Source organism: Mesobacillus zeae (genome assembly GCF_003570705.1).
Taxonomy (GTDB): Bacteria; Bacillota; Bacilli; order Bacillales; family Cytobacillaceae; genus Mesobacillus_C; species Mesobacillus_C zeae.
Genome location: NZ_QWVT01000025.1, coordinates 1 through 11724 on the forward strand (window position 1 = coordinate 1; position 11724 = coordinate 11724).

The 11724-nt window shown below is 41.3% G+C and carries 15 protein-coding genes and 1 pseudogene; 9 read left to right on the plus strand and 7 right to left on the minus strand.

Annotated features, from left to right (window positions below):
- On the plus strand, positions 1-478 hold a 478-nt coding region (locus tag D1970_RS15350), incomplete at its 5' end, for an ABC-2 transporter permease (protein WP_142921023.1).
- A 276-nt stretch (positions 479-754) separates the two neighbouring features.
- Here D1970_RS15350 and D1970_RS15355 read toward each other — a convergent pair.
- Positions 755-961 (minus strand): annotated as a pseudogene (locus tag D1970_RS15355) (spore coat protein); the annotation flags it as partial.
- A gap of 298 nt (positions 962-1259) precedes the next feature.
- On the opposite strand from D1970_RS15355, the gene D1970_RS15360 reads away from it, so the two are divergent.
- The 4 genes from D1970_RS15360 to D1970_RS15375 all read left to right on the plus strand — a co-directional run bounded on the left by D1970_RS15360 (position 1260) and on the right by D1970_RS15375 (position 3469).
- Positions 1260-1496, plus strand: a complete 237-nt coding sequence (locus tag D1970_RS15360) for a spore coat associated protein CotJA (RefSeq protein ID WP_246370375.1) — start codon at positions 1260-1262, stop codon at positions 1494-1496.
- Between the two features lie 6 nt (positions 1497-1502).
- Positions 1503-1763 carry a spore coat protein CotJB gene (locus D1970_RS15365; protein WP_119113761.1) on the plus strand — a complete coding sequence of 87 codons (261 nt, stop codon included), beginning with the start codon at positions 1503-1505 and terminating at the stop codon, positions 1761-1763.
- Between the two features lie 17 nt (positions 1764-1780).
- The gene (gene cotJC / locus D1970_RS15370) at positions 1781-2350 is read left to right on the plus strand and encodes a spore coat protein CotJC (RefSeq protein ID WP_119113762.1); all 570 of its coding nucleotides are present in this window, start codon (positions 1781-1783) and stop codon (positions 2348-2350) included.
- A gap of 360 nt (positions 2351-2710) precedes the next feature.
- Positions 2711-3469 (plus strand): Nif3-like dinuclear metal center hexameric protein, encoded by a 759-nt coding sequence (locus D1970_RS15375; protein ID WP_119113763.1) that lies wholly within the window; start codon positions 2711-2713, stop codon positions 3467-3469.
- A 48-nt stretch (positions 3470-3517) separates the two neighbouring features.
- On the opposite strand, the gene D1970_RS15380 is transcribed toward D1970_RS15375, so the two are convergent.
- The 5 genes from D1970_RS15380 to D1970_RS15395 form a co-directional block, all read right to left on the minus strand.
- Positions 3518-4450 carry an endonuclease I family protein gene (locus tag D1970_RS15380; protein WP_246370374.1) on the minus strand — a complete coding sequence of 311 codons (933 nt, stop codon included), beginning with the start codon at positions 4448-4450 and terminating at the stop codon, positions 3518-3520.
- Complete coding sequence (locus D1970_RS22465; protein ID WP_181213502.1) at positions 4344-4799, minus strand: hypothetical protein; 456 nt, start codon at positions 4797-4799, stop codon at positions 4344-4346. Before D1970_RS22465 ends, D1970_RS15380 begins: the two co-directional genes overlap by 107 nt.
- Before the next feature lie 99 nt (positions 4800-4898).
- Positions 4899-5765: a heme o synthase gene (cyoE, locus tag D1970_RS15390; protein WP_259339682.1), complete on the minus strand. Its 867-nt coding sequence runs from the start codon at positions 5763-5765 to the stop codon at positions 4899-4901.
- A gap of 275 nt (positions 5766-6040) precedes the next feature.
- The gene (locus D1970_RS22065) at positions 6041-6253 is read right to left on the minus strand and encodes a hypothetical protein (protein ID WP_142921024.1); all 213 of its coding nucleotides are present in this window, start codon (positions 6251-6253) and stop codon (positions 6041-6043) included.
- Positions 6254-6293: 40 nt separating this feature from the next.
- Positions 6294-6761, minus strand: coding sequence for an alpha-helical endospore appendage domain-containing protein (locus D1970_RS15395; protein WP_119113766.1), 468 nt, complete (start codon positions 6759-6761; stop codon positions 6294-6296).
- Positions 6762-7368: 607 nt separating this feature from the next.
- Between D1970_RS15395 and D1970_RS15400 the strand changes: the two genes are divergently transcribed.
- Entirely contained in the window at positions 7369-7875 is a 507-nt protein-coding gene (locus tag D1970_RS15400; protein ID WP_119113767.1) for a CarD family transcriptional regulator, read from the plus strand.
- A 194-nt stretch (positions 7876-8069) separates the two neighbouring features.
- Here the strand turns inward: D1970_RS15400 and D1970_RS15405 are convergent, their stop codons facing one another.
- A complete protein-coding gene (locus D1970_RS15405) occupies positions 8070-8270 on the minus strand; it encodes a cold-shock protein (RefSeq protein ID WP_119113768.1) in 201 nt (66 codons plus the stop codon).
- Between the two features lie 378 nt (positions 8271-8648).
- Between D1970_RS15405 and pepF the strand changes: the two genes are divergently transcribed.
- The 3 genes from pepF (at position 8649) to D1970_RS15420 (ending at position 11601) form a co-directional block, all read left to right on the plus strand.
- The gene (gene pepF, locus D1970_RS15410; protein ID WP_119113769.1) at positions 8649-10436 is read left to right on the plus strand and encodes an oligoendopeptidase F; all 1788 of its coding nucleotides are present in this window, start codon (positions 8649-8651) and stop codon (positions 10434-10436) included.
- A 499-nt stretch (positions 10437-10935) separates the two neighbouring features.
- Positions 10936-11307, plus strand: a complete 372-nt coding sequence (locus D1970_RS15415) for a hypothetical protein (RefSeq protein ID WP_119113770.1) — start codon at positions 10936-10938, stop codon at positions 11305-11307.
- A 27-nt stretch (positions 11308-11334) separates the two neighbouring features.
- On the plus strand, positions 11335-11601 hold the full coding sequence (locus tag D1970_RS15420; RefSeq protein WP_119113771.1) for a hypothetical protein: 267 nt from the start codon (positions 11335-11337) through the stop codon (positions 11599-11601).
- Positions 11602-11724: the final 123 nt, after the last annotated feature.

Below are 11724 nucleotides of genomic sequence, written 5' to 3' on the forward strand. Positions count from 1 at the left end.
TTTTTCATTTACACAAGATATTTTACGCTCTCCACTATTATGTACAACTCCATATACAAGAAGAAGAATGATTGAAGCGAAATACCTTTTCATTCTTGTTATTTTCATGGGTACTTTTCTTTTGTACAACCTTGCAGTGGCGATCGGTCCTTCAAAGGGATTGGAGAGATTAACAACCTTCCAGATTGGAATATCACTAATGATGGTTTCCATTCTGTTCGGTATTTTAATACCTATTCAGTTAAAAATAGGTTTTGAAAGGACAAAGTATTTTTCATTTTTTACTATCTTTCTTATACCTTTTATCGTGCCTGCCATCATAGAAGGGTTTCAATCACAAGGAATCAATTTACAAATGGAGCTAGTACAGATGCTGCCTATATATGTAAGGGAATGGTTACCGATTGGCGTCTCCTTTGTTATTGGCATAATATCTATGAAGATATCCATTAGGATTTTCACCGCCAAAAACCTCTAGTTCTTGTGGGTGTAAGCTAAAACAACTATAAGAACAATTTATAAACATGGCCATATTTAACAAAGTATGCTCGGGCTCGAAAAGGTCCCCGTGGCCATGGTAAGTATAACGGTGAAGGCTTGCTAGATGTGGATTTATGAAAAAACTCCAGTACCCTGTAAAGGTAAGTTCATGTAAATCCAAGATTGGCAATATATTTAACCGAACAGTATTACATAAGAAAACAGCCCCCGTCATCCTCTTAAAGCGATGAGGGGGCTGTTAAATTTCACTAGCTTATTTGCTGACAAGCTCAAGTGCTTTTTTGATTTTCATATCATCATGGGATAGCTGTTCGTTTAAGTCGTAAGCATGGTACATTTCATTTTTAATCATATAATCCGCCGCTTTGACATGAAGGTCAATCGCGGTATCAAGCTGCTTTTTCAAAACGGCGGGAACCTCCGGAGAAGCAGTTTCTGTTATGGCGACAACATAGTTCCGAACACCTTCTTTACCAGCAGCATATTTAGTCTGCTTTTAACTATTATTTATTTGCTTTACCACCACTTGTGACTTTCAACGTTCTTGAACGCTTGGTAAAAAATCAAACGGAAAACAGGAAGTCCGATCACTATCTTCTAAAATGTCCTTTGGATTTATTTTTTCTTTAGCGAAATTAATGGCTATTGAATCCCTCCTCAAATGACTGAGGGGGTTTTACTATTTCAAAAAGGTCATAGTACAGGCTTCAGGAGAATATGATTTTAATAATTCTATTAATGGGATGGGAAGTGAAAAAATGGATGAACGTGAAAAATCTTATTTTACCCGGATGAAGTCCTACAGCCCTTACCACAGTCCGTTTGACCCCTGCAGACCGATCGGGAAAAAGTTTTACTCCACACCTCCGAACCTCTATATTGGTTTTCAACCTCCCGGAATGGAGCAGTTTGATCCGCATACTGCATTAAGGAAAGGGACGCTTTGGCCAGCATTCTGGGATTATTATGAAAATCCATATGAGGCGAAAGGATGATCATCAATGAATTCCTTGCCTGAGAACTATTACCAGGAACTTGAACAAATCCAGGCTGTTGACTTTGTTCTTGTAGAGTTGACACTGTATCTCGACACCCATCCTGATGATGTAAAGGCCATCAATCAGTTTAACCAGTATGCCCAATATAGCAAGCAGCTGAAGAGAGCCTTCGAAGCGCAGTTTGGCCCGCTGCAGCAGTATGGTAACAGCTTTTCGGATGCAAACTGGGGCTGGGGAAGGTTACCGTGGCCATGGCAAGTATAATGGAGGAGGCTTGCTAGATGTGGATTTATGAAAAAAAACTGCAGTACCCTGTTAAGGTGAGTACATGCAACCCGACATTGGCAAAATATTTAATCGAACAGTACGGTGGAGCGGACGGGGAACTAGCGGCAGCCCTTCGCTATCTGAATCAACGCTATACCATCCCGGACAAAGTGGTAGGGCTATTGACAGACATTGGGACTGAGGAATTTGCCCATCTCGAAATGATCGCCACGATGATATACAAACTTACAAAAGACGCCACTCCTCAACAGCTAAGGGACGCGGGGCTTGGTGACCATTATGCGAACCATGATGGAGCCTTGTTTTATCATAATGCGGCAGGTGTTCCTTTTACCGCGACTTACATACAGGCGAAGGGAGACCCAATCGCGGATTTGTATGAAGACATCGCTGCAGAAGAAAAAGCGAGGGCGACCTACCAATGGCTGATTGATATGTCAGATGACCCTGATTTAAATGACGGGCTGCGGTTCCTGAGAGAGCGGGAAATTATCCATTCCCAGCGTTTCCGTGAGGCAGTGGAAATATTGAAAGAGGAACGGGACAAGAAAAAAATCTTTTAATAAAGAAGAAACTCGGCTGCAGTTCATTTTGTAGCCGAGTTTTTTACATATTTCTTTTTTCGTCCAAAACTTTATCAAGCTTAGCTTCAATCCGCTCAAGCTGGGACTTTTTCGTTTTTGTGAGCGGAGCAGGGAAACGATAACAATGACAAAGCCAACTAGAAAAAGAAGAGAGAACAATTGGAACAGGATATCTACAATATTGTACGCCATGCAGGCTCACTTCGTATTTTTTCTATATTGTACCAAATTTTCTGGAATTTTGCTTTGATTTCCTTTATTGTTGTTTTTATAGACAGGACTGCTGACAACACATTTCTGAAGTGTGTTTGACGAAATGCAAAAAATAGGGGTGGGAGCATGGACTTTAAGCTATTTGATGAATCGATCTACAAGCTATTCGGGAAAGATCTTCTGGAAGAGTTTAACGATGATTATGGTTATACATACAAAGCTGAACGGCCGATTGGAAAAATCGGCTATGCTACCAACCTCTCAATTGAAACAATTGAGGAAGCGGTAAAGCAGGGCGTTGACCTAATGATTACCCACCATGATGCCTGGGATTTTATTTATGGATTGAGAGAAGCCTGCCTTGCAAAACTCCAAAAGCATGGGATCAGCTCTTTTTGGATTCATGGGCCATTGGACTTTGTAAGCTTTGGGACATGCACTTCACTGATGGATAAACTCGATATTAACAGAATCATACAATTTTCTTTTTATGAAAATGGAGATATACCCGGAATTGGTGAGTTTGATAAATCAATCGAATTTGATGCACTCATAAAGAGAATGAGTGTGAAATTGGAAGAACCGGTTAGGTTTTGGAGAAATTCCGAGAAGAAAGTGAGGCGGGTAGGGGTGCTGACAGGGGCTGGCCATACCACGAATCACCTAAAATACGCAGTAGAAAAGGGCTGTGATACGTACATAACAGGTGAGGCAACGCTCTACTCCATTCAATATGCACAATTCGCAGGGCTAAACCTGATTGCTGGGAGCCATACATTTACTGAAATATTCGGGGTGGCAAGCCTGGCGGGAAAATTAAAAGAAATTGACCAAAACATTGAAGTGGTCGAGCTGAAAGAGATGCATTTCGAACATAACAGATAAATAAATAGAAAAACGCCTGCCTGGATCAGCCAGCAGGCGTTCATTTTATTAAGGAGCAATCGGCGGCACACGCTCAACCATTGGGAAAACCAATTTATCAACAAGCTGCGGAAAATCGATGAACGGGTTCCGGTTGCCTTGGATATTGTATATGGCCTGGTTGCGGTGTTTTTCGTATAGTGTGGCTGGATATTCTTCATGCCATTTTATCAGCAGGGGGATATCAATTTTTGCTTGGAATTCATTTTTAACCGCTTTAGGATAACGAAGGAAAAAGTACATCATAGCCCGGGCGCTCGTCCCTTTTCCGTGCTCAGGCTCAAACAGCCGGTCAGCGGCTACCCCGCAGTCATTCTGGATAGGTTCATCAGGAAGATCTGGATTATAATCTGGAAAATCGCTGTAATGATAGTTCGAGCGTGAGGAGTTGCATTTAGGGTCGCAAGTGAACAGATGATGCAAATCACCTTTCATCGGCTCTGAAGCCCCAAACCAGGATTGCGGGACGACGTGTTCCGCGTTAAATTTAATTCTCCACTCAAACTCATTTAATCCAGCTATTGTTGGCTGTTCACTTTGGATATAGCTCTGAAACTCTGCGTATTTTTGCCGGACCAAAGTGAGATCCTCGAGAATCACTGATTCCGGGTCCTTTTCTTCTCCTGAATAAATGCTTTTAAGCGATCCATCAGGATGCAGGTCAACCCATGCATACAAGTACAGATCCTTGCTAGTGTTGTAAGGGATACGGTTCTTGTGCGTAATGTCCAGCAGTTCATGCAGCGTGGAAAAAAGCGGGGTATCTCCCCAGTCCCAGTCGGGACCACCAGCAGTTTCGTAATATTGGCGGATATCTGTAAGATCCTGTTCGCTGTCATAGTAATTCTCCCGGTCTTCCTGCATCATCCGCCTGTTTTCCCTTAGAAAATCCAATTGCTTCTGCAGGTCTAAGAAGTCCTGTGATTTTTCCATATCGTCCATTACTCTTTTCATCCCCTTTTTCGCCACTTTCTCCACCACCCTTGATGAATTCGAAAAATCTCTTTCTGTTACATGTAGTTCTCCGAAAAATATTTTTTTCCTGCTCAATGGGAATGGAACATTGCCTGTTGCCGTTTTCCCAATAAAAATGAGCGTTTGAAAGGAAGATGCTTTTATTTAGGGGTTTGGTTGATAAAAGGGGAGCTTTGGTTGATATCGCCCTATGGGTGAACGATAAAAGTGAAAGGTTGAACGATATATTCCGAACGTTGACTGAAAAAATTGAAAATCTGGTCGATATCGTGATGGACTGGGAGCTTGTAAGGCCGGGCTTCTCTTTATATTTCAACGCAATACCTCTTTTTTTGAAAAATGAGCATTAACCTTAGCCAATTGCTTAAAAACAGCCGAACTCTAAAGGAGTTCGGCCGCAAAACTTAAGTATTTTTTATCCAAAAAATGCGCTTAAAAGTGAAAACACAATCACGATAGAAAACAATCCTGTAATGTGGATAAGCGAGAACAGAAACATGGATCTTGCCCATTTTTCCGAATCCATTTTTCGGTATCCAATGAGGCTTAACAGCAGCCACGAGACATTCAACAAGAGAGCAACACCGAGTAAAAAGGCACTGACTGATTGAAAAAGGAAGCTCGCTGCAACCAGTAGGACTAAGTAAAAATTGGTTTGCCTGTACGTTCGCTTGATTCCTTTGATAACGGGAAGCATGGGAACGCTAGCGTTTCTATAGTCTTCCTGCTTCCGAATGGCAATTGCATAGAAATGGGGCATTTGCCAAAGAAGTGTCATGACAAAAAGGCCGGCGATAGCAGGGTGTACGATATCCGGCTGAATCGCTGTCCAGCCGATGAGTGGAGGCATCGCACCTGAAATACTCCCGATTTCGGTATTGTAAATCGTTCTTCTCTTGCTCCACATTGTATAGGGGAATATATAAAAGAACAAACCGAGAAAGCCGAAAAGTGCTGCTAGCGGGGTGGCAAGGAATAGCGCTCCCATTCCACATGCTGTCATCAAAAAGCCAAGCCACAGTACCGTTTTAGGGCTGATTTCACCCACAACCGTCGGCCTTTCCTTTGTCCGTTCCATGAGAGAGTCAATATCCCGGTCGTAAAGATTGTTAAAGGCTCCTGCTGCACCAATCATCAACGAGGAACCAATCAATGCAAAAAGTATATCCCAAAGCTTATCGAACGGATTGATAGAATGAACATACAAAGCCAGCGACAGGCCTGCTACCACTGCAAGCAAATTTGATTTAATAATTCCAGTTTTGACTGTCGCCGCCAAAATCTGTGAAGAGAGAGGTGGATGGGTGTAAGCAGGGTCATTTAAGCTCTGGTTTTGGTTGTGGTCCCTCTGCAAAATTTTCACCCTTTCTTTTACAAAAATAATAGTACATTAGTATTTATTATACCTCAATGCAGGACTTTTTCCCTTTAATACGACTTACATAATAGCATAGGCTGACCGTTCCGATATGCTCAACAAAATAAGACTACTAGTTCCTTTAATGGAAGACTAGCAGCCTAAGCAAAACACAGGCTATTTTTAGTTTAAAGATCTTCCTACTCAATCCTTACGAGTTGTAAAGCACCTGTAGGTGTTTGAAGACCATTGATAGGTCCAAGGAGGGTAGAGGGAGTATTGCCAGCATTTACGATAGAAATTACATCGCCGGCATTGAGACGGAAGTAGGTTGGAACAATGATTATCCCAGTACCTGAAACGGAACCAGCATTGAAATATGGTATAGCAGAACCTGCGCCGTTAATCTGCACGCCAAACGTTCCGCTGTCTGCAGTTTGACAAGGTAAGTCCCTACTTGGTTGACAGTGATAGAACCGTGGGATTAACCGTGAATGCCCCTGGAGTGTTGAATGAGTTCGTATTGAAAGCAGGAATGGTTGCGCCCGGAGCAATTGGTCCAAGTGCAAATGAAGTGAACGTGCCTTCTGCAACAGCGACAGTTCCGGGTTCCCCGGTAGGTCCAGGAGGTCCTTCTAGTTCGGGTAGTCCGGGTTCCCCGGTAGGTCCAATTGGCGCGGTAGCACCAGTAGCCCCGGCAGGTCCTGCTAAAGTCGGGATAGAAGTCACTTTATCTAATTTTGAATCCAGCAGCATTTCCTTTTTAATGAGAGAGTCTAACGTTGACTGGACACTTTCATTAGTGGCCAATACATCTGCAATGGTTGCTGTCGGCCCAGCCACTCCTGGAATGTCCCCAAGAACAAATTGAAGCTTTTCGCCTTTTGCGTTGAGAATGTGCGCAAGGCCCACTTCTTCCATGGCAATCGAGGATAATAAGAGATGAACTGCATCATCCCGGGTAACCGTAATGGTAGGGTGATATTGGGTAAATTCGGTTGTGACATCAATGATCCCTTCCTTTTCAAGTATATTATTTTACATTGGCATGTTATCCGAATTGTATCCTATGCATTAAAAAATGAGTGTTCGACCCAGAGAATTATTCATAGGCAATGAAGATTTAAGGAATATGAAAACACATCTTAAGCAAATCTTCAAAATGGGGACCTAAATTTTTTTCTTCTATTTCTAAGCAATAGCCTCTTGTGTTTTTGACAGTACGCTTTGTTTTAGGCTTCCGCTTGGAGCAGTGAAGCGAAACCTTGAGGAGGGTGTCTTTTTTCTTTCTCACGGTTATTTCTGTAAGCCGCTATATTCGGAAATTAGCAGTACTCTTCATCGGTGGAAGCGGTAAGGGAGAAGCGTGTTAACTATGGCAATACCGTGAAAAAAAGAGGGTGGAAAAACACGGATAAAGCGGTTACATATACCTTGATAATTTTCGATAAAAAATTCTTGACAATAATAACGTAAAAATGATATTATATTTAATTTGATAAAAAATTCCCTTCGTGGTACAATATAAATACAATACACGGAGGTGGATTATTTGTTTGAAATTGGTGATAACATTATATACCCCATGCACGGTGCAGGTACCATTGAAGGAATCGAAGAAAAAGAAGTTCTGGGTGAAATTCGCCAATATTATGTAATCAAAATTCCAATGAATAATATGCAAGTCCTTATCCCCGTAAAAAACATTTCAAAATCACATATCCGTTCTATCGCGGACAAACTGACAATGGAGTCAGTGCTGGATCTTTTCCATAATGGATCAACTGATCGGTCGTTGCCGTGGAAACAGCGGTTCAAAATGAACAGCGACAAATTGAGGACAGGAAAATTAAAAGAAGTAGCCGAAGTTGTGCGGGACCTTACACGAATACACGGAACAAAACCTTTAAACTCCAGTGAAAAACAAATGCTTGATAACGCGAAAAAAATATTGATTGGTGAAGTGAGCCTTGTTAATGGCATTACGAGCAACCAGGCAAACGACCTTCTGCAGGATCATGCTATCGGAATGTAATATCCTAGTTAATCTCGCTGGCCAGAATTCTGATGAAGCGGCCTGATTACTTTGAGAAAACACAATTTCATAAAAATAATATGGATCAAAATACTCACCTTAAAAAACAGCCTAGAGCCGTTTTTTTTTTTTGCAAAAAAAACACAACAAAAAAACAGGCTCCAAAAGGAGCCTGTTTCTCTAGTGAGTTTCTATTACGCTTTTTGAACGTTAGCAGCTTGTGGTCCACGAGCGCCTTGTTCAACTTCAAACGTAACTTTTTCGCCTTCGTCTAATGATCTAAAGCCATCAGTTTGAATAGCAGAGAAGTGAACGAATACATCGTCTCCACCTTCGCGCTCGATGAAACCGAAACCTTTTTCTGCGTTAAACCATTTCACTGTACCTTGTTCCATAATTTGTTGCCTCCCGGTGTGCTATAGCACACATTTTGTTACTATCCTTGCCCTTAGTGATCATTAAGACGAAAGTTGGAAACTTCACTATCCTTTACACCGAACAAAAATAATTCTCCTTTATCGTAACAGATAATGGAAAGGAACGCAAGTGCTGTAGAGGATTCTTTTTTTAAAGTTTAATTTCCTGGTTCTAAGAAGATGATATAGAAAATAAACGCTTGTTATGGAGAGATGCTGCATATAATAGGAAGACATGGGAGAGCTACAATAAAATGAATATGGATGTCTTGTTTTCAGCCTGAAGAGATAGTTTAATGAAGATAAGGAAACTGGGTACTGCGAAGGTTACGGAATATGAAGAGAAGGAGACGTACCATGAAAATCTATTCATCCAGGGTGGAAGTGCCTGACTATGAAAAATGGAATCTCGAAGATATTTACACGGATATTGAAAAATGGGAGAAAGAGGTTCGAAAGATCGAAGGAATGGCAGAGCAACTCGGTAAATACGATGGAGCGATTCACGATGGGAAAAGTCTTTACGAGTTTCTGAAGACGAAAGAAGAATTATCCTATATGCTGAATCATGTCCATGCCTACAGCATGCTGAAAGGGGATGAGGACACAAGAGATGCGGATGCCCAGGCGCTAAGTGAGAGAGTGCAGAGCCTTGGTGTGAAAGTAGGGGCTGCTACCTCGTTCTTTATGCCGTTTTTGCTTGAACTAGAGGAAAGTACTCTGAAACGCTATATCGCCGAAGAACCAGGCTTAAAATATTTTGAAGAAGACTTGTTTGATTCCTTCCGCTATAAAGCCCACGTCCTTGGCAAAAGCGAAGAGGCACTCTTGTCACAGCTTGGTGAGTCATTCTCCGCCCCTGCATCAATTTTTGGCATGATTAATAATGCAGATATCCGGTTTGGCGAGATCACTTCGGATAATGGCGGCAAAATAGAGCTGACAAGGGGAATGTATGCCAAGCTAATTGAAGAGGAAGACCGGGAGAAGCGGCGGGAAGCCTACAAGGCATATTATCAGCCTTATCTACAAAGCAAGAATACGATTGCTGCAACTCTTGCCGCGGCGGTTAAGACCAATGCAAGGATGGCCGGGATTCGGAATTATCCATCGGCTCTGGAAAAGTCTTTGTTCGGTGATAACGTTCCAAAGGAAGTATACGAGAACTTGATACAATCGACGAAAGCAAGTATTTCTCCAATGCACAGGTACACGAGGATCCGCAAGGAAAAGCTGCAGCTTGATGAACTTAGGGCCTATGATTTAAGCGTTCCGCTGGTAAAGGATGTTAAGCAAGATATTGCTTACGAAGAGGCTTTCGAGACGATGCTGAAAGGCCTGGCGCCACTTGGGGAAGAATATATCAGCATTCTGAAAGAGTTCAAGGATAAACGCTATATTGATGTCCGCGAGACACCCGGAAAAAGGTCTGGGGCTTATAATCTTGGGATATACGGCGTGCATCCTTATATTCTGCTTAACCATCGCGACGATCTTGATAGTCTGTTCACGCTTGTGCATGAATGCGGCCATGGCGTACACAGCACGCTTAGCGCGAGGCACCAGCCACAAATCACAGCACGCTACAGTATTTTTGTGGCTGAGGTCGCATCGACGGTGAATGAAATTTTGCTGATCCACTACTTGCTCGACAATGAAAAAGACCTCGAAGTCAAAAAGCATTTGATCAACCATTTTATAGACCAGTTCAAAGGAACCTTTTTCACCCAGGTCATGTTCGCAGAGTTTGAGATGAAAACGCATGAAATCGCTGAAAAAGGCGAGCCGTTGAATGTGGAGGTATTTAATACGATCTATGAAAGCTTGTTCAGGGAATACAATGGTGATGAAATCGTATTCGATGAGGAAGTGAAATACGGCTGGAGCAGGATTCCGCATTTTTACCGGCCATTCTATGTGTATAAGTACGCGACAGGCTTTGCCTCGGCTATACACCTTGCAGGCAGGATATTGAAAGGCGAAAAGGAGACACTCCAATCTTACCTAGAATTCCTTGGAAGCGGCAGCAGCGACTACCCGCTCGAACTCCTGAAGAAAACAGGCGTCGATCTTACAACGCCAGAGCCAATCAACAGTGCCCTCGCTCAGTTCGCCGATCTTGTGGAGGAATTTGCAAAGGCATAAAAAGCACCCCCTCTCTTTATAAGGAGAGGGGGTGCTTTTTTTATGGATTTCTTTACCATTTATGGTATAATCGAATTTAGGTTTTTACAATATATGTATATTGGTTTTGCGGCGTATCGCAAGCCTGCTTGAGGGAAATAAAATTATCATTTATCTAATGAAATTTTTGATTTTATACACCAAGCAACTAGAGAGCAACTGGAACAACTTTATCCTGAAGAAAACAGCGAAGTAATAGAAATTCGCCAATTTATAAAAGATTTTATAAATAATCAACAATCACTTGATAACATTTCTTTTATGGAGGTCGATTATTTAAAAGATATTTCTGAAGTAGTAGAAGTTTTTTTTGTATTAACAAGCGAAACTCATATTTGGTATCTTGACTTTAAAAAAGTCAATGATGATGAATTATTCATTTTTCCGTTACCTCGCGAACAATTTATTCGAAAATATGTCTGAGGTAATCTCTATGTTTTTCCTAGAAAGGTGAGTTCTAATGAGCCGTACTATTGGTTTTTTAATAGCGTTTTTTATCATGACTTCATTTGCTTATTCCTATGCATGGAATGGTTTACCTTATCCAAGCGCATATTTACCAGTAATCTTTGTTATAACTGCCATTTTTAACTTTTTATCTATATTTGTCCAACGTACTGTAATGGGCTGGTACGAAGGGAATGTATATAGAGCAGGACCAGGGACGATCAATGCCGCTTTTAAGTATTTTGCCATTCTTTCTACGGGATTAAGTTATCACATCCAAAAAGTGCTCGTTCGCATGCCTTTTATCATTAATAAATTATTGGCGATTGTTTTCTTCATCGCCTTTCTCACACTAACTTTTTTGACGATTTCTGTTTTTGAATGAAAAATGATATGAAGGGGGGGAGTACGCTTGAATACCCCAAGAAATATAGAGGGGAAATTCTCTGATAATGGTGTTCCCCATACATCAAAAAATACAAAATTCTTTTCATTGAAAAGAGGCTTTCCTATATGGTGGAAAGGTCATGTTTTTTTTATCATCATGGTTTTAATGTTATTCACGAATAAATCAAGTTGGGCGGATCATGGCGATGTGGCATTGTTTACTGTTTCTTTCCTTTCTGAATGCGTGATAACTCTTTTATTTATTACTGAATGTTTTAAAGGGAAGGCCTAAGATATTAGCTCTTCAAAGGAAATTATAATAAATAATGTGATTCTATCTTTGTTTAAACATTTCTTTTAGGAAAGACTCTATCTTTACGGAGGGGAGCGTCAATAATTTTGTGTAAATGACGAA